This window comes from Nonlabens sp. (assembly GCF_047636915.1).
GTDB lineage: Bacteria > Bacteroidota > Bacteroidia > Flavobacteriales > Flavobacteriaceae > Nonlabens.
The window spans coordinates 1-17,240 of sequence record NZ_JBLIGN010000014.1 but is presented as its reverse complement, the minus strand read 5'-3'; the positions used below and the strand labels follow the sequence as shown (position 1 = coordinate 17,240).

Here is a 17,240-nt window from a genome sequence, read left to right as displayed (position 1 = left end):
TTAAAACATTAGGATATACTTTACAATTCAACTCCTATCTTTAATCAGATCATAAATCAATGAGTTCGAACCATCAACCTTATCAGCACATCAGGTATTTTACTGAATTAATGTCAAACTACCTTGATGAAAAAGATCATTTGAAATCAATGTACCATAGGTTCCCTAGATTGGAGAATTTTGAGGCACAGATTTTAGAGAAACAATTAGAATGGAAAGACAGTCCCATTAAAAGAACCGTATTAACTGATGTACTTCAAAGACAGTATGAAAATATTGCCGATAATGAAACCAGTTTAAAAAATATAAATTTACTTAAAGACCAAAACACATTTACGGTAACAACCGGGCACCAGCTCAATTTATTTACCGGTCCCTTGTACTTTTTATATAAAATTATTTCTACCATTAATTTATGTAGAAAACTTCAGCAGACTTATCCTGATTACAATTTTGTTCCCATTTATTGGATGGCAACAGAAGATCATGACTTTGAAGAAATACAATATTTTAATTATGGAAATAAGAAAGTAGTTTATAATCGAGATTCTAGCGGTGGCGTTGGTAGACTATCCACTAAAGGTCTCGAAGAAGTTTTAAACGTTTTTAGAGGTCTTTTAGGAAAACATGATCATGCTGTAAAGGTCATTGAGCTTTTTGAAAAAGGATATTTAAAAAACGCAAATCTGGCTGATGCTACAAGAGTAATCGCTCATGAACTATTTAAAAATGATGGCCTAGTTATTCTAGATGCAGATGACAAGCAATTAAAGTCCCTAGCTATTCCTTATTTTAAAGAGGAATTAGTTTTACAGAGCAGTTTTAACGCGGTTAGTAGAACACTAGAGTCCTGGCCAGCGAGATACAAGGTACAGGTGAACCCTAGAGAGATCAATTTATTTTACCTCACAGATGCCTACCGCAAACGCATTATAGAAAAGGATGGCGTCTATCACATAGATCAGGAAGAAACTTCTTTTACCCCAGAAGAAATCTGTCAAGAGCTGGAAAATCATCCAGAGCGTTTCTCGCCCAATGTGATCATGAGACCTCTTTATCAAGAAGTCATTTTACCTAATCTTTGCTACATAGGTGGCGGCGGCGAGATGGCGTATTGGTTAGAATTAAAAGACTATTTTGACTCTCAAAAAGTAACTTTCCCGATGCTTCTACTGCGCAATTCGGCATTGTTAGTTACTTCAAAACAGTTAGAAAAAGTAGAAAAGCTACAATTGTCTATTTGGGATTTCTTTAAAAAAGACCATGAACTCACCAGTTTACTCACCTATAAAATAAGTGAGATAAAAATTGATTTTTCTGATGAAAAAGAACATTTGAAAAAACAATTTGAAAATCTTTATGAGATTGCTCAAAAAACAGACCCTTCTTTTGAAAACGCGGTTAATGCTCAAGAACACAAACAAATTAAAGGACTAGCACATCTTGAAAAAAGACTTTTAAAAGCACAAAAACGCAAGTTAGAAGATCATTTAGAGAGAGTATTAAAATTAAAAAAAGAGCTTTTCCCTAACGATAGCCTACAAGAAAGACACCTCAACTTTTCTTATTTCTATCAGGAATATGGCTCTGAATTTATAGACAAGATTAAAGAAAATATCGATCCATTGGATTTAAGATTTACAATTGTTACGCTTTAAAAAAAAGTGCTTTTCGATACAGTTCATGATTTAAATTTTTATTTGAAAACACGTTAACAAAAGTGTTTTATATATCTATTCTTTAGTTTTTAAAAAAGTAAATTTGTCCATGCAACATGACAAGATATTAATATTAGATTTTGGATCACAATACACGCAATTAATCGCGCGCAGAGTAAGAGAATTAAACATCTATTCTGAAATCCATCCCTTCAATAAAGTTCCAGCTAACTTAGATTCTTATAAAGCAATAATTCTTTCAGGAAGTCCTATGTCAGTTCGCTCTGAGAAAGCTTTTCATATAGACTTAAAAGGAATAAGAGGTAAAACGCCGCTTTTAGGTGTTTGTTACGGTGCCCAATATCTAGCTCATTTTGACGGTGGAGAAGTAGGAGCTTCCAGCACAAGAGAATATGGACGTGCACATCTTTCCTTTGTTAAGGAAGATCCTTTCTTAGAAGGTATACAAAGAGGAAGTCAAGTGTGGATGAGTCACAGTGATACCATCAAGAAATTACCTACACATGGGAAACTTCTTGCCAGCACACATGATGTTGAAAATGCGGCTTATAAAATAGAGGGTGAAAAAACTTATGCCATCCAGTTCCATCCAGAAGTGTATCACACTAAAGACGGAAAAAAATTATTAGAAAATTTTCTTGTCAAGATTGCAAAAGTAACGGCAGACTGGACTCCAGACAGTTTTGTAGAAGAAAGCGTAGATACTCTAAAAAACCAAATAGGTAGTGACCGTGTAGTTTTAGGTCTTTCTGGCGGCGTAGATTCTTCTGTTGCGGCTATGTTATTACACAAAGCAATCGGTAAAAACTTGTATTGCATATTTGTAAATAACGGCCTATTGCGTAAAGATGAATATACTCAAGTACTCCAACAGTATGAAGGTATGGGTCTAAATGTAAAAGGAGTTGATGCTTCGGCACGGTTTATGGATGCCCTCGCTGGAGAAAGCGATCCAGAATTGAAACGTAAAGCAATAGGTCGTGTATTCATTGAAGTATTTGATGATGAGGCACATGAGGTTAAAAATGTAACTTGGCTCGCCCAAGGGACTATTTATCCTGATGTTATAGAAAGTGTAAGTGCGACTGGTGGTCCTAGCGCAACTATTAAATCACACCATAATGTAGGTGGTTTACCAGATTTCATGAAGCTCAAAATTGTAGAGCCTCTCAAAGCATTATTCAAAGATGAAGTACGTAGAGTAGGAAAGTCTATGGGAATGGCTGCCGAGCTATTAGGAAGGCACCCTTTTCCTGGTCCTGGGCTTGCGATACGTATACTAGGAGATATTACTCCAGAAAAAGTGAGTATGCTACAAGAAGTAGACGCTGTATTTATCAATAACCTAAAAAAATGGGACTTATACGATAAGGTATGGCAAGCGGGTGCGATTTTGTTACCTGTAAATAGTGTAGGAGTAATGGGAGATGAACGTACATACGAAAAATGTGTCGCCCTAAGAGCTGTAGAAAGTACCGATGGAATGACAGCAGACTGGGTAAATTTACCTTATGAATTCTTGCAGGCAACAAGTAATGAGATAATAAACAAAGTAAAAGGCGTTAATAGAGTGGTATATGACATCAGTTCAAAACCACCAGCAACAATAGAATGGGAATAATAACAGTATGAAAAATATATTATTTATAGTTTGTATGTGTTTCGCTTTCGCGAAAGCAGAAGCCACATTCATACAAAATTACAAACAACACATAGTAGAACAAGGAGAAACTATTTATACTCTTTCAAATAAGTATAAAGTCACTTCTCAACAATTGTTAGAACTCAATCCAGATTTAAAATCAGGGTTGAAATATGGTCAGGTACTTTTGATACCGGCACAAAGTGAAGTTCTTACGCAGCGTAGGATAAAGAAATATAATAAACATCGAGTACGCCGAAAAGAAACACTTTACAGCCTTTCTAAAAAGTATGCCATTACAGAGCTTGACATAAAGGAAGCCAATAAAGAATTGTATTCTAATCCATTGAAAAAAGGAGACCGAATTAAAATTCCTGTTTTTGAAGAACTTATAACAGCTGTTAAAGAAGTCGAAACTAAAGAATCTCTCCCAGTCCTTAGTAAATTACCGAATGGTACATACTTGGTTCAACCTTCTGAGGGAATGTATCGCATAGCCCTAAAATATGGTATTAAAACCGATTCTCTTCAAAAACTCAATCCAAATGTAAAGGATTTAAAACCTGGAATGATATTGAATGTTCCAAAAAAAATAAACACGGTTAAACCAAATGATGTAGTAAGTGCGCCGATAGATAATAATCAGTTTATAGAATATGTAATTCCTAAAAAGATGGGCATGTATTCTCTTAAAAAAATAGCTCGTATGAGCGAAGATTCCTTGCTGTCAATGAATCCAGAATTAAAGAACGGACTCAAAAAGGGAATGACAATCGTGATTCCTAATCCGAATTATAGGGAGCTAATAGCAGTAAAAACAAAGATCTCTGTCACCGCAAATTTAGTAGATAGTTTGAGGAACTTTAAAAGACAACGTCTTGCAATTATGCTCCCTTTTTCATTGCAAAAAATAGACGAGATCAACATCGATAAGGATAACTTAAAATCGGATAAAACCATGCGTATTGCTTTGGACTTTTACAGTGGTTTAAAGATTGCTATCGATAGTGCAAATACAATAGGGATTCCTGTAGATTATGACATTTTTGACACTCAAAAGAGCCTCCAAACTACTAAAAGTATTCTCGATGCAACCGACTTTTCAGATTACAATGTAGTTATAGGTCCATTAGTGTCTAATAATGTTGTCGAGACCGCTAAAAAACTAAAAGGTAGTAACGTTCCTGTTATTTCACCGCTGACTAATACAAATGTAAGATTATACCGCAACTTGTTCCAAGCGAGACCTGATGACGCTATTCTTAAAACTCAACTCAAAGAGTATCTAGTTGCCTATGCCGCTGGTAAACATGTGATCCTTATAACTGATAATGACAACTTAGAACTTAAAAACGAGTTTGCCACGCTCTTACCTAAGGCAACTATTTTGATTCCTGATGATAAGAAAAATTACATTACCAACATTGAATGCATAAATTTATTAAAGTCAGATATTGAAAATGTAGTAATACTGGCGACAAATAATGAGGGTCTCATTAAAGTCGCAGTTTCAAGCTATTCTGCTAAGGTGACGACGCATAGGATAACTATGTTTGGATTAGAGAATTATGAAAAGATGGAATTATCTAATACGAAGCTAGCGAGACTTAATTATATATTTCCACGCATGTTTAAAGAAAGTGACCATAAAAACTCTTTTATAGACACCTATTATTCTATTCATAACATAACTCCTAATGCATTTGCGACCAGAGGATTTGATGTTACTCTGGATATAATTCTAAGACAAGCTAGCGCATCTGATTTATATGAAAGTGCCATGAAAAATGGGCAGACAGTAATGACAGAAAATAAATTTGATTATTCGAAAGAATTTCTATCCGGATTTTATAATGATGCTGTATATATTTTACAGTATCAAAAAGATTTGACCATTAAAGAGCTAGATCTCACAATGCTAAATGAAAAACTTAAATAATGACATCAATTGTAACCTATCAAGGTAATTTAAGATGCGAATCAACGCATTTAAAAAGTAATGATTCGTTTATTACAGATGCTCCTTTAGATAATAATGGAAAAGGAGAAGCTTTTTCTCCTACCGATACAGTGGCAACTGCGGTGGCTAGTTGTATGCTTACCGTAATGGCAATAAAAGCTACAGAAATGCAGAATGACCTTACTGGTAGTACCGCAAAAGTAACTAAACACATGACAGTAGACCCAAGACGTATTTCTCAAATAGATATACAATTAAACATTCAGGGTAATTGCGATCAAAGAACTCAACTAATTTTAGAACGTGTGGCAAATACTTGCCCTGTTCTCAATAGCTTACACCCAACAATTGTAAAGAATATCATCTTTAACTGGGAGTAAATGAAACTGTTCCTTTTTTGTATATTATCACTTTTATTTATAAATAAAGATCCAGTAGAACGATTCACCTATCAAGAACGTTCTCAATTATCTTGGAAAGACTTTAAAAGTGTCCCACCTAAGAATATACAGAACTCTGCTAGTGTAAATAGTGGTATAGGGTATACCTTTTCAAGCGAAACAATAAATAGTAAGCGAGTATTTAATATTCAAGTGGAGAGTTACTTTTATCCACAATTGAGCTGGAAAAAAAACATAAATGAAAATAATCCTAATCTTTTACAACATGAGCAGCTGCATTGGGATATATCAGAATTGTATGCCCGTAAATTAAGAGCCGCTTATAAGAGATATGTACCGCAGAAAAACCCTAAAAAAGAAATTGACTTTATATTTAAGAGGTTTGAAAAACAACGTAAGCAAACTCAAAATGCTTATGATCTAGAGACCAAGCACGGTTTAATAAGAAAATTACAGATAAAATGGAATGATGAAGTTAAAGAAGAACTTTTTAAGAACAGCCAGCACGCAAAGAACTTTTAAAAGATAGTAGACTATTTGATATAAGTGATGATTTGTGACACTTCGTCTAATGAAAAATAAAGAATCAGTGGCGGTTCCTTTTAGTCTTCGAAATCATTAACTCCGTTTTTTCATTATACAGTCCTATCATTCTCCCACGGAAACATATTTTTCAAAAACAACTTTTGCATTGCCCAACAATTGACCCTTTAATCCTCATTCGATCAAATTTAGATCAAACTCTAAAATGGCCGCTAAGGAGTAATATGAATCTGTTATCTCAAGTCTTATTTACTCTTGTATCCAAATGTCAACATCAGCGTTCATAAAGAATAATTGATTTTACGATTCCAGTTCATAAACATATTCCGCACAATTAAACTGTATGATTTTTAAGTATTTTAAAAAAAGAAGTTAAGTCACTAAACAGAATTGCTGATAACTGGTTTTTTCGATCATTTTGCTCTCGTCTTACCATATGTGTTTGAGGTAAATTTCAAAAGAAAATCAGAAAAGGTTTAAAATCAAAAGGTATTTTGAACTTATGGAATAAAACTTTTGATCCTAATCTAATGTATTCCATAATAACTATCCTAAAGGTGGATTATTAAGAGGATTTGAAAAATTTTACAAAATAAAATTATATTTATGAGCCTCTTGAAATGTCAAATAAAACTTGTTGATAAAGTTTAATTTTAAAAACAGTGACAAAAACATGATCCATATTTCTTTCTGATTCTCTGTTAAATCAATTGGACTCATTAAGAGTTATCGAGTTGGGAAAAGTCCTTAGTTAAAAAATGGTTTACCCTATTGAATTAGCAGAAAAGAATGATCTACCCCTAAGTTATAAAAAGATTAATTACGAGTCTAAAAGGTTCTATCCAATAAAGACAATTTTAAGATTTTCACATACGCGGTACATCCGTTTATATGTTGATAAAACTATGTAGATGGCGAGATAAAAAGTCACTTAAAGATTGAAAGTGATTATTCATGTTTTACCGAAGGTTCAAAATTTGTATACATCATATGTAAAGCGGTGTGAATTTTATTTCTGGTCAAAAAAGCATCATTAAAAAGTCACCAAATTGATTTAACAAGCACAAAACACCATGTCATCTGTAATTAAAAAGATGCTCTATATCAATAAAAAAATCGGTGATCAGATAACCTATAATTTTGTTTGTAAAGTTTGCTGTGGATTTACATTTCTAGTCCGTCATATGTTCTCTTAAGCATAGGGTTTTTAAAAGATAAATTCCAATCATTAACATTTTCGTTTAACATTTATGGGCTAAGTGTATTTGTTATTAAGCCTAAAAACTTGTTAAGAGACTGCGCTTTTGCGATACCCTTATAAATTCATTCATACTCCAGTATTCATAGCTGCTGCAATTCGATTGACATGATGCTTGTGTTTTAAAGGCATACGTATAAAACTAACAATTCCTGTTGGATAACAAGTCAGAAAGTCTTTACGGTTATTATAAGTAGTTGAGATACCCGTAGGTATTTTAACACACCATCTTCGATAAGAGTTTTTAGAAACTCAAGCCCGTTAATATTCGGCATATTGAGATCTAAAAAGATAATACCTGGAAGAATAATATTATCCTTTAATAATGATAACTCTTCTCCTCCATTGTTAGCCTCAATGAGTTAGTGAGCTAATTAGAACTTGCTGATAGCTCGCCTTAATTTCATAACTTCTATCGTGTCATCTGCTATAAGAAATACTTTCAACTTTAATTTATTCCATGTCTTTTTAAGTAAAAACATCAAACCTATCTTAGATGTCGATAGATGGAAAGGTGATCATAAAACTATGGTGTTACCACAAACCAAACCATTGCAGCATGGCTCAAACTGCCCCCTAAAACAAATAGGTGCCAAATAACATGGTTGAAATAAAGTTTGTTCCAAGCGTAAAATATGATTCCTACAGTAAAGAAGATACCGCCAGTAATCAAGAGGTTCAGCTGAAAGTAGCTGAATACGACTTTTAAAGTATCGAAATCAAAAACTACAAGCCAACCCATAACCAGATAAAGAATACTAGAGAAAGCTTCAAACTTACCCGTAAAAAACAACTTCCATATGGTTCCAAATAAAGCAATTCCCCAGACAGATGCAAGAATATACCAACCGCTTGACTGTTCTAAGCTAATCAAACAAACTGGGGTGTAGGTTCCTGCGATAGAGCCATAAATTGAAATATGGTCTACCTTTCTGAGTTTAAACTTTAAAGCACCTTCCTTTACTCTGTGATAAGCGGTTGAGGAGAAATATAAGGAAAGCTGCGATGTGCAATACACCAATAATGATGGTAACATATAATCTAATGACCAGTCTGCCTTCAAGAATAATGCTATAGCAATTGCTATAAAAAGTAAAAAACCAAAAGCGTGAGTCATCACATTCCATAACTCTTCTCTGTCTGTTTGCCGTCTAGCCATGAAGCGATTTATTTAGAAGGTCTTTTCTAGCCTCCTCATATTCGGCAACCATATCCTCTATTACTTGAGCAGCAGGAATAATAGCATCTATTAAGCCACAAATTTGACCTATTTCTAACTCCCCTTCATACATATCTCCTTCAAACATTCCTTTTTTGGCTCTCGCTCTACCTAAAAGCACTTTTAAGTCTTCTGGTGATGGTGCTGTTTTATATAGTTCTTGAACATCATTCCAGAATTTATTGCGCATCATTCTCACAGGTGCAAGCTCTTTCAAAGTCAAATGCGTTGCTCCTTCTCCAGATTCTACAACCGCATTTTTAAAATTGATATGACTGCTCGCTTCATGGGTTGCAACAAATCTACTTCCCACTTGCACTCCATCTGCGCCTAATGTCATCGCTGCAAGCATTGCTCGACCAGAAGCAATTCCTCCTGCAGCAATTAATGGAATATCAATAGCTTTTGCTACTTGTGGTAGTAGCGTGAGCGTAGTCGATTCTTCTCTACCATTATGTCCTCCAGCTTCAAAACCTTCAGCAACGACGGCGTCTACTCCAGCCTCTTGTGACTTCAGCGCAAACTTTACAGAACTCACCACATGCACGACAGTAATTCCAGCATTTTTTAATCTTTGAGTATAGGTTTTAGGATTTCCTGCACTAGTGAAAACGATAGGTACTTTTTCTTCTATAATAATTTCTAAAATTTCTTCTAGATCGGTATACAGCAATGGAACGTTTACTCCATAAGGCTTATCTGTTCCCGCTTTTGTTTTTTGAATATGTGCTCTCAACACTTCTGGATACATGGATCCAGCGCCTAATAGGCCCAAACCACCAGCGTTGCTTACTGCAGTTACCAGTTTATGTCCACTTGCCCAAATCATTCCGCCTTGAATAATGGGGTATCTAATGTTGAATAATTTCGTGATGGAGTTTTGGTACATGAAAGTTCTTGCTTGAATTTAAACTTGCCGCAAATTTAAGAATAATCAGTGGGTAAAAGTACCGAGTCCATCCCTTTTGGTCCATACCAAACTACCCTGCTTTCGCTTAGGCTGAAAGGCAAAGAAAGTGACAAAAAAGTTTTTTAATAATTTATTAAATTTGACAAGCCACCTATTTGTCTCGGTATCATCTAAATCTCATCAATTTGCTAAAAATTTATAGAGGCATATATTTTGCGTCAGGAAGTTAAAATCAATTGCTGTAAACTCGACTTCTTTAGGTGCTGCAAAACAAAACTTCAGGATCTATGTCTGTTTGAATCACTTTTCCACTAGTAGGTTCCTCCATTACCCTTTACTCCTCTCGTCAGCTGCTGGTTCTAAGGAGCTGTTGAATTGATATGACAAATGAGTATAGCGCCACCGAATTAAAGGAGACAGAGTGCAGCCTAAGCAAACTTGATACTTATCTTAACAGAACAGCAACAAATTGCTACCGAAAGATCTACTATAAGTTTTTTATCGAAGCACAACCTTATAAGTAGTCTCCCCCTGATCCATCCTAAAAAGATACAATCCACTCGATACTTGGTTGAGGTCTATAAAGCCTCCTTGAGTTTCAGCTTGAACAAAAACGAGTTGACCTTGTAAGTTGTAGAGTTGGAAGGATGTTAGGTTTTCGCCTAGAGCGGTATTGAAAAACAAATTTTTATGCTGGACATAGTAATTAAAATCTTGCTCTGCAAATGTTGTGGAACTTAAAGTTTGTTGTGCTGCGCCAAAATCCGGAATTCCGTAACCCAATAAATTATCTGGTGTCGCGGCTTGGCTTGAACTGGCCCGCACGGCATCGATAATTTGCTGTGGTGTAAGATTAGGAAATGCTTGCATTAAACAGGCCATCGCACCACTTATAATGGGCGCGCTGAAGGAGGTTCCACTAGAACCAACGAGGTTTCCTAACTCGTTAATAGAAGCCGTAGCACTCCCTTGAGCTGCAATATCTGGACGTATGCGACCATCTACAGTTGGACCGATACTGGAAAAGCTAGATTGTACCTCAGTAGCAGTAACTGAGCCAATCGAAAACGCCCCAAACGCATCTGCTGGAGCGGCATTGTAAGGATGAACTGTGGTGTTACCAGAGTTTCCCGCACTAGTTACTACTATAATTCCTTTTTCAAAAGCGACATTTGTACCTTGGGAAATAAAGGCCGTTATACCGTTCATGTCTTGGTAATCTAAGTTCTCTGCCGGGTTATCAAATCCTAAATAGCCTAGAGAAACATTGATGACATCAACACCAAGAGAATCTGCGCGCTCTGCAGCTTGGACCCAATAAGACATTTCGGCTGGAGTTTCTCGCGAGGCTTCCTCTGTGCGGAATAAATAATACTGAGCATCTGGAGCAGTTCCTTCAAAATTACCTGGATCATTTCCTGCCATCACACTCAATACTCTAGCGCCGTGATAATGATCTTCATAAATAGTTGCATCGCGGTCTACAAAATCCCAACCACCTGCGATTCCGTTATTAGCACGCAACTGCGCAAAACCAGAATTTACATCAACATTAGGAAAACCAGAGTCTGTCACTGCTATTAACATTCCTAAACCAGCATTTCCTGTATTGTGTAAGTCATGGAGACCTATCATTTCTATTTGGTTTCTAGCTGTACCGTACACCAGCGGTGTCGTTACTGTACTAGTAAATTTATCTTGATGACTTCTTGAGGCACTTTTAGTAGGGTCTGTGTAATCGATACTGGAAACAAATGAAAGATTTGCTAGTGCGTCAATGTCGGTTGTTCCTCCTACCACATGCACGCAATTGAACCATTTAGATTGTGCTTTATAACTGATGCCCGATTGTGATTTTATCTGTGCCACATAGGATTGATTGATAGGCATGTCCCTATCATCGATAGGAATGTTATGTCTCGCTTTGCGATCTATCGCTCGTTGAGTTAAAATGGTCTGTAAGTTCGTTAATGAAGCAACTGTATTGGGTTTATCGGTAAAGTAAACTAGCGCATGAAAATCTTGTGCATTTGCCCATATACTTAGAAAGCAAATCAATACTATTAGTAAATTTTTCATGAACACTAAATTACATTTAATCCAACACAAAACTGTTAAAACTTTGTTCCAGCATCACAGTCTTTCCTAAATTCATTTCAACGTAAATACCTCTTTTATCTTTTTAACAAGCTTTCAGATAGTAATTAGGTTTCGGCTTATTTTTGATTCTACTAAGCAATCACTCCAGAACCCAAACACTCATTATCTCGATACCACGCCACAAATTGTCCCGGGGAAATAGCACTTTGCTCCTCATCAAAAATGACATATAATCCGTCTTCTACACGGTGTAAAGTAGCTTTTTCTAATGCCTGTCGGTATCGAATGCGCGCCATTACTTCCAGTGTCGCTCCAATTTCTATTTCTAGATCTTCTCTAATCCAGTGGACCTCTGCGGCAGTTACAAAAAGCCCATGACGGTAAAGTCCGGGATGTTTTTTTCCCTGACCTACGTATATGGTATTGGTATCCACGTCTGTTTCAATCACAAAAAGCGGCTCTGGTGTTCCACCTACAGCAAGTCCTTTGCGTTGTCCTCGAGTAAAATAATGTGCTCCTTGATGTTGCCCTACTATTTTTCCTTCTGCTGGTTGGTATTTCCGCTTTCGCGAAAGCGTAACCAAGTCATTTCCCTTGCCCGCAGAGTCTACAGGAACAAGTTCCAACATCTTCTCGCGACTGGTTTGTGCTGCTATCTCTACGATATCGCCAACCTTAGGTTGCAACTGCTGTTGTAAAAAATCTGGCAAGCGCACCTTACCTATAAAACACAATCCTTGAGAGTCCTTCTTTCCTGCGGTAATCAAATCTTGGGCAGCAGCTATTTCTCTCACTTTAGGTTTGAGAAGATGACCTATCGGGAAAAGTGTTTTGGCAAGTTGCTTTTGTGATACTTGACAAAGAAAATAACTTTGATCCTTATTTCCATCTGTTCCTCCTATCAAATGATGGATTTCATCACCGTTTTCTATGCTGATTGTTTTCTGGCAATAATGACCTGTTGCGACAAAATCAGCACCTAATTCTAACGCAATATCCATAAACACATCAAACTTGATCTCGCGATTGCACAACACATCTGGATTAGGTGTGCGTCCACGAGCATACTCGTCAAACATGTAATCTACGATGCGTTCTTTATATTGATTGCTCAAATCTACTGTCTGGAAAGGAATCCCCAACTTATCTGCGACCAGCATCGCATCGTTAGAATCTTCTAACCACGGACACTCATCGCTTATAGTAACGGTATCATCGTGCCAGTTTTTCATAAACAAACCGATCACTTCATGCCCTTGCTCTTTTAATAAATATGCGGCAACGCTAGAGTCCACGCCGCCAGAAAGTCCTACTACTACTTTTGCCATACTGCAAAAATACGATAAGAGCAGTCGATACGAGTTGGTAACAGATTAGATTTTTCTTATGGCTTTAAGTTCTTTGTCTATCATTATCACAAAGTTTTTTAGCGCTTTTCAAGCAACATAAATGCTATGTTTTCGTTATTTTGCAGGTTAAAAAATAAAAAGAAATGAATACTACTCTTAAAAAATGGGCCATTGCTTTATTGTCAATAGTTGCGGTTCTTTTTACCTCTTGTGTAGATGACGATGATAATGGAAATATTATACCCGGAAACAACTCTATACTAGATCGTACAGTTGCAAATTCTGACTTGAGTATTCTAGAGACTGCTTTAATTAGAACTGGATTGAATGATACTTTTGGAAATCCAGGGGATTACACTTTTTTTGCTCCTAATGATGCGGCCTTTGACCTATACCTTACCAATAACGCATTCACAAGTATTGAAGCTATACCGATAACTGACTTAAGAGCGCTTTTACTCTATCACGCTCTTAATACCAAAGTGACTTTGGAGTTAATAAGCAACGGATATGTAAAAACTTTAGGGAAAGACGAAGAAGTGGAGTCTCTGGACTTATTTATAGAGGCTGCAACTCCTGTTTTATTAAATGGTACCGCAGGGGTTATAGACGCAGACATAGAGGTCGATAACGGTGTTATGCATATTATAGATCGTGTTTTAGAGTTACCCACTATAACCACTCTTATCGCTGCAAATCCTGATTTTGATGATTTACAAACCGCTCTTGAACTCACCAATTTAGACGGCTTGTTATCTAGTGAAGTTGGAACCATGCAAGCTCCGTTTACCTTTTTTGCTCCCAATAATGAAGGGTTTCAAAATTTGATAAATCTCAATCCTGCAGACGGATTTAATGTAGTTCAAGATATTCTTGATATATCGAACCTAGATGAGGTTCTATCCTACCACATTGTAGGAAACGATCGCATACGTTCTGGAGATATTAGCAATGGTCTTATGATTTCTCCTTTATTTGGCGGTAATTATTTGATTAATACGACATCAGGAATTCAGTTTGTAGATGGTACGATGACAACAGCTACCATTACCCCTGCAAATATTACCGCTATAAACGGTATCATTCATACTTTAGATATCGTCATACGACCTATGTAATCAATATTTGCTTTTTAGATGTTGTTAAAAAATCTGAATTATTTTTCGCTCTCTTGATCAAAAAACCAAAACATAGCTGGACTTCGTTTCTATTTTTAGGGGAAATGCGTTTCGATAGTTATCAAAAGAAAAATTGACTGATTATAGGCGCTATTGGAAGAGTAAAGTCCTGTAATCCTATTTTATTAAAAGTACCACCTCAAGCATCTTTAACGAGATGCTTTATTGTATCATGTTTTAGTCAGCGAAGTAAGAAATACAGGTCTTACTCAGACTTATGTGAAAACCGCTACCACAAATGCTGGGGGCTTTGCTTATGATGCTTTTATCACTTTAGTAACAGCCATTTTTATCAATGATGCAGAAATTGACCTAACATGGGTAGATTTAGATGTGGATAATGGTGTTGTCTTGTAATCGAAGACGTTCTGACACTACTTAACATGGTTGATCTCGCTGTTTACAACCCAGCTCTTTCAAGTCTTGTTGCCGCTTAAAGTCAAGAAGGTCTTATTGATATAGGGAACGACGAAGATGCAACACTTACTGTTTTTGCGCCGCTTAATTCTTCTTTTGACGCATTCATCACTGAGAATCCGCTAAGTGCAGGGTAGAGCACTATAGGCAATATACTGGCCATAGGTGATGGAGATACTTCAACAGCTAGTTCGTTAGATGCCATACTCACTTACGACGTACTTATTACAAAAGTGGTTAGAGCAGCGGACATTACAGGTGGTACAGCGCCAACTTCAGCTAAAGGAACCACATTTACCATCAATACAACTGGTGAAGTAACTATTACCGATGCTAATGGAAGAGTTATTCCAGTATTTGTAACAAATATCACTGCTGTTAAAGGTGTTGTGCATGTCAAAGGCAATGTTACTTCCTTTATTATATAAAAATGAGTTCATAAAAAGCCTCTTATCAAAAATAGTCAAAGGCTTTTCTAATTTAATATCGATTAGTTTCAATACCAGTACCTTTACTGTTTACATCCATTTAAAGAATGAGCACCATCAATTACGCTGAATTTAAAAAAGCATACAACACACACTGTCTTGAAACAGTGGGGAAACGATTGACCACTATTGAGGAAAATCTAGATTCTTTAATGGATGCCAAACGCAATGAAACTAAAAGCAGTGCCGGCGACAAGTACGAAACAGGTAGAGCCATGATTCAAAATGAGGAGGAGCTCTATAAAAGACAGCGAGCTGAAACTTCTAAAATACTGGATCAATTACTACGTATCGATCCTGATAAAGTCTGTAATTATGTGGAACCCGGAGCACTAGTTATTTTACCTTCTGGTTTATTTTATGTGGGAGCTGGCATGGGTAAACTTGTCGTTAATAAAATTGATTGCTTTGCCATTTCCCTTTCTTCTCCAATAGGACAAGCCTTAAAAGCTAAAAAAGCAGGCGAAACCATAAAGTTTCAAGAACAAGACGTACTGATTTTAAAAGTGTACTAATAATTCAGTAACTTTCGATGATGTTTTTCGAAATGAACCAACAAATGGCCAAATTAGAATCCTTTATCAACAAAGGAGATATGGTTTATAGTGCTGTCTCTAATAAAGGCGCTTACTGGCATATAGCTCACAGTTTAAAAGTTTTGAATGGAATTTCAGAAGTTTTAAAAAATTCAAAACCCTCAGATTACCACCCTAAATTTTCCTGGACTAAATTCATCATTATGAACACGGGCTATATTCCTAGAGGAAAAGGTTGCGCTCCTCAACATACCCTACCACAAGATAAAATCACCAAAGAAGAATTGCTTGTACATCTAAAGAAAGTAAAATACGCCAGTACAAAGCTCAAGGACTTACCTACAGGAAAAACATTCAGACACCCGCTATTTGGATGGTTGAATCTTAAGGATACTTTAACGTTTATGAAGATCCACACCCACCTCCATTTGAAAATTATAAAAGATATTAATAGGTCCTATTAAAATAAAAAAATCCAGCCTTTAGAGCTGGATATATATATATATATATATTAGGTATGCGGCGTTTATTCCTCCTCGTCGTACTTCTTCTTGACCTTAGGTACAAAGAGTGCCGCACGCTGCAACAGCTTTTCCGATACTTTGAACTCACCGCTAAACTCATAGCTGGCGTCTTCTCTAGCAAATTTAAAATAAGCTGTCTTTGCCCATCTTAAATCGGTCGCTTTCTTAAGGAATTGCTCATGAGTTAGAATTTCTTCTACCTCGTCATTTTTCCAGACGAGCACGCGATAGATTCCTACACCGTTTTTCATACTTCTCTCAATGACCTCCCTAAAAGCGTCTGATGAGAATACCTGCACTCCTTCTTCAGTAACCTTGTAGTCTAGGTCTTTAAATAAGATATCAGTTAAGAATTGTTCTAAAGTCATTATCAATTTTATTTCAGAATGCAAAGGTACTGCTATCCTCTTTTAAATGTATCAATCGCTCTTGTAATTATGTTACAAGAGTATGGAGTAAGCATTCGCGAAAACTGCACTTAATTGTTTACCTCACTGACCAAAAGGATATTGTGGGTCGTAACCCGGTTCAAATTGCGCTTTTACATGAGGTTTATTTAAATCTATAATCGTGAAAATACCCAATATGATTCCCAACACACCTATCAAACAATTCAGAATAGAGATGGCAAAAATAAAATTATAATTGCGTCGCTCCTTGATATACTTACCCGCTAATATGGTCAGTATTCCAATGGTAACTGTAATTAAAAACCCTACCGCACCAATTATTACTACAAAACTAGCGACGTTAAAGGGCATGTGTGCATGATTATCCACAGGCGTAAATGATAGCACAGACCCTATAAATATATAAAATAAGAAGAATAACGAGAATAAAATAGTTAGAATCCCCTTTACCACATGCAAGGTTACAAAAGTGCTTAAATTATCAGTAGGCATATACTGGTAATAGGCCTTCTGGAATGGCTGTTGCTGGTTTTTCTCATTATTTTGGTTCACTTCCATCATCCTACTTTTACCTATAGGTAGACTTAAATCTGTATTAGTTACAAATGAAATTTAAATCTTTGCGC

Annotated in this window: 17 protein-coding genes; 10 read left to right on the top strand and 7 right to left on the bottom strand. The window is 36.2% G+C overall.

Going from position 1 to position 17,240, the window contains the following annotated elements; all coding sequences use genetic code 11:
* Positions 1–59: 59 nt before the first annotated feature.
* From bshC to ACJAT0_RS03995, 5 genes are all read left to right on the top strand, one after another.
* Positions 60–1,658 carry a bacillithiol biosynthesis cysteine-adding enzyme BshC gene (gene bshC, locus ACJAT0_RS04015; RefSeq protein WP_415180627.1) on the top strand — a complete coding sequence of 533 codons (1,599 nt, stop codon included), beginning with the start codon at positions 60–62 and terminating at the stop codon, positions 1,656–1,658.
* Between the two features lie 109 nt (positions 1,659–1,767).
* Positions 1,768–3,300 (top strand): glutamine-hydrolyzing GMP synthase, encoded by a 1,533-nt coding sequence (gene guaA, locus ACJAT0_RS04010; protein ID WP_415180626.1) that lies wholly within the window; start codon positions 1,768–1,770, stop codon positions 3,298–3,300.
* A 7-nt stretch (positions 3,301–3,307) separates the two neighbouring features.
* Positions 3,308–5,260, top strand: a complete 1,953-nt coding sequence (locus tag ACJAT0_RS04005; protein ID WP_415180625.1) for a LysM peptidoglycan-binding domain-containing protein — start codon at positions 3,308–3,310, stop codon at positions 5,258–5,260.
* Positions 5,260–5,661, top strand: coding sequence for an OsmC family protein (locus ACJAT0_RS04000; RefSeq protein ID WP_415180624.1), 402 nt, complete (start codon positions 5,260–5,262; stop codon positions 5,659–5,661). The genes ACJAT0_RS04005 and ACJAT0_RS04000 overlap by 1 nt, the downstream gene beginning before the upstream one ends.
* Positions 5,662–6,204 carry a DUF922 domain-containing protein gene (locus ACJAT0_RS03995; RefSeq protein WP_415180623.1) on the top strand — a complete coding sequence of 181 codons (543 nt, stop codon included), beginning with the start codon at positions 5,662–5,664 and terminating at the stop codon, positions 6,202–6,204.
* 1,805 nt (positions 6,205–8,009) lie between these two features.
* On the opposite strand, the gene trhA is transcribed toward ACJAT0_RS03995, so the two are convergent.
* The 4 genes from trhA to mnmA all read right to left on the bottom strand — a co-directional run bounded on the left by trhA (position 8,010) and on the right by mnmA (position 13,040).
* Complete coding sequence (gene trhA / locus ACJAT0_RS03990) at positions 8,010–8,642, bottom strand: PAQR family membrane homeostasis protein TrhA (RefSeq protein WP_415180622.1); 633 nt, start codon at positions 8,640–8,642, stop codon at positions 8,010–8,012.
* Complete coding sequence (locus tag ACJAT0_RS03985; RefSeq protein WP_415180621.1) at positions 8,635–9,591, bottom strand: NAD(P)H-dependent flavin oxidoreductase; 957 nt, start codon at positions 9,589–9,591, stop codon at positions 8,635–8,637. The genes trhA and ACJAT0_RS03985 overlap by 8 nt, the downstream gene beginning before the upstream one ends.
* A gap of 519 nt (positions 9,592–10,110) precedes the next feature.
* Positions 10,111–11,691: a S8 family serine peptidase gene (locus ACJAT0_RS03980; protein ID WP_415180620.1), complete on the bottom strand. Its 1,581-nt coding sequence runs from the start codon at positions 11,689–11,691 to the stop codon at positions 10,111–10,113.
* A 152-nt stretch (positions 11,692–11,843) separates the two neighbouring features.
* On the bottom strand, positions 11,844–13,040 hold the full coding sequence (gene mnmA, locus ACJAT0_RS03975; protein WP_415180619.1) for a tRNA 2-thiouridine(34) synthase MnmA: 1,197 nt from the start codon (positions 13,038–13,040) through the stop codon (positions 11,844–11,846).
* 164 nt (positions 13,041–13,204) lie between these two features.
* Here mnmA and ACJAT0_RS03970 point away from each other — a divergent pair, with 164 nt between their 5' ends.
* The gene (locus ACJAT0_RS03970) at positions 13,205–14,179 is read left to right on the top strand and encodes a fasciclin domain-containing protein (protein ID WP_415180618.1); all 975 of its coding nucleotides are present in this window, start codon (positions 13,205–13,207) and stop codon (positions 14,177–14,179) included.
* 279 nt (positions 14,180–14,458) lie between these two features.
* A complete protein-coding gene (locus tag ACJAT0_RS03965; RefSeq protein ID WP_415180617.1) occupies positions 14,459–14,596 on the top strand; it encodes a hypothetical protein in 138 nt (45 codons plus the stop codon).
* A gap of 82 nt (positions 14,597–14,678) precedes the next feature.
* On the opposite strand, the gene ACJAT0_RS03960 is transcribed toward ACJAT0_RS03965, so the two are convergent.
* Complete coding sequence (locus ACJAT0_RS03960; protein WP_415180616.1) at positions 14,679–14,861, bottom strand: hypothetical protein; 183 nt, start codon at positions 14,859–14,861, stop codon at positions 14,679–14,681.
* Positions 14,862–14,889: 28 nt separating this feature from the next.
* Here ACJAT0_RS03960 and ACJAT0_RS03955 point away from each other — a divergent pair, with 28 nt between their 5' ends.
* The 3 genes from ACJAT0_RS03955 to ACJAT0_RS03945 all read left to right on the top strand — a co-directional run bounded on the left by ACJAT0_RS03955 (position 14,890) and on the right by ACJAT0_RS03945 (position 16,144).
* A complete protein-coding gene (locus tag ACJAT0_RS03955; RefSeq protein WP_415180615.1) occupies positions 14,890–15,084 on the top strand; it encodes a hypothetical protein in 195 nt (64 codons plus the stop codon).
* Between the two features lie 107 nt (positions 15,085–15,191).
* Positions 15,192–15,659, top strand: a complete 468-nt coding sequence (locus tag ACJAT0_RS03950; protein ID WP_374003486.1) for a transcription elongation factor — start codon at positions 15,192–15,194, stop codon at positions 15,657–15,659.
* Positions 15,660–15,703: 44 nt separating this feature from the next.
* On the top strand, positions 15,704–16,144 hold the full coding sequence (locus ACJAT0_RS03945; RefSeq protein ID WP_415180614.1) for a hypothetical protein: 441 nt from the start codon (positions 15,704–15,706) through the stop codon (positions 16,142–16,144).
* Between the two features lie 62 nt (positions 16,145–16,206).
* On the opposite strand, the gene ACJAT0_RS03940 is transcribed toward ACJAT0_RS03945, so the two are convergent.
* Both ACJAT0_RS03940 and ACJAT0_RS03935 read right to left on the bottom strand, forming a co-directional pair.
* Positions 16,207–16,572, bottom strand: coding sequence for a hypothetical protein (locus ACJAT0_RS03940; protein ID WP_374003488.1), 366 nt, complete (start codon positions 16,570–16,572; stop codon positions 16,207–16,209).
* A 123-nt stretch (positions 16,573–16,695) separates the two neighbouring features.
* Entirely contained in the window at positions 16,696–17,172 is a 477-nt protein-coding gene (locus tag ACJAT0_RS03935; protein ID WP_415180613.1) for a hypothetical protein, read from the bottom strand.
* Between the last annotated feature and the right edge of the window lie 68 nt (positions 17,173–17,240).

What these genes read in the sequence shown, in the direction of transcription:
- ACJAT0_RS03980 (WP_415180620.1), bottom strand. Translation starts at nt 11,691, where the DNA reads ATGAAAAATTTACTAATAGTATTGATTTGCTTTCTAAGTATATGGGCA.
- ACJAT0_RS03935 (WP_415180613.1), bottom strand. Translation starts at nt 17,172, where the DNA reads ATGGAAGTGAACCAAAATAATGAGAAAAACCAGCAACAGCCATTCCAG.
- ACJAT0_RS04005 (WP_415180625.1), top strand. Translation starts at nt 3,308, where the DNA reads ATGAAAAATATATTATTTATAGTTTGTATGTGTTTCGCTTTCGCGAAA.
- ACJAT0_RS04000 (WP_415180624.1), top strand. Translation starts at nt 5,260, where the DNA reads ATGACATCAATTGTAACCTATCAAGGTAATTTAAGATGCGAATCAACG.
- ACJAT0_RS03985 (WP_415180621.1), bottom strand. Translation starts at nt 9,591, where the DNA reads ATGTACCAAAACTCCATCACGAAATTATTCAACATTAGATACCCCATT.
- ACJAT0_RS03995 (WP_415180623.1), top strand. Translation starts at nt 5,662, where the DNA reads ATGAAACTGTTCCTTTTTTGTATATTATCACTTTTATTTATAAATAAA.
- ACJAT0_RS03970 (WP_415180618.1), top strand. Translation starts at nt 13,205, where the DNA reads ATGAATACTACTCTTAAAAAATGGGCCATTGCTTTATTGTCAATAGTT.
- mnmA (WP_415180619.1), bottom strand. Translation starts at nt 13,040, where the DNA reads ATGGCAAAAGTAGTAGTAGGACTTTCTGGCGGCGTGGACTCTAGCGTT.
- ACJAT0_RS03950 (WP_374003486.1), top strand. Translation starts at nt 15,192, where the DNA reads ATGAGCACCATCAATTACGCTGAATTTAAAAAAGCATACAACACACAC.
- guaA (WP_415180626.1), top strand. Translation starts at nt 1,768, where the DNA reads ATGCAACATGACAAGATATTAATATTAGATTTTGGATCACAATACACG.
- ACJAT0_RS03940 (WP_374003488.1), bottom strand. Translation starts at nt 16,572, where the DNA reads ATGACTTTAGAACAATTCTTAACTGATATCTTATTTAAAGACCTAGAC.
- trhA (WP_415180622.1), bottom strand. Translation starts at nt 8,642, where the DNA reads ATGGCTAGACGGCAAACAGACAGAGAAGAGTTATGGAATGTGATGACT.
- ACJAT0_RS03960 (WP_415180616.1), bottom strand. Translation starts at nt 14,861, where the DNA reads ATGGCATCTAACGAACTAGCTGTTGAAGTATCTCCATCACCTATGGCC.
- ACJAT0_RS03945 (WP_415180614.1), top strand. Translation starts at nt 15,704, where the DNA reads ATGGCCAAATTAGAATCCTTTATCAACAAAGGAGATATGGTTTATAGT.
- bshC (WP_415180627.1), top strand. Translation starts at nt 60, where the DNA reads ATGAGTTCGAACCATCAACCTTATCAGCACATCAGGTATTTTACTGAA.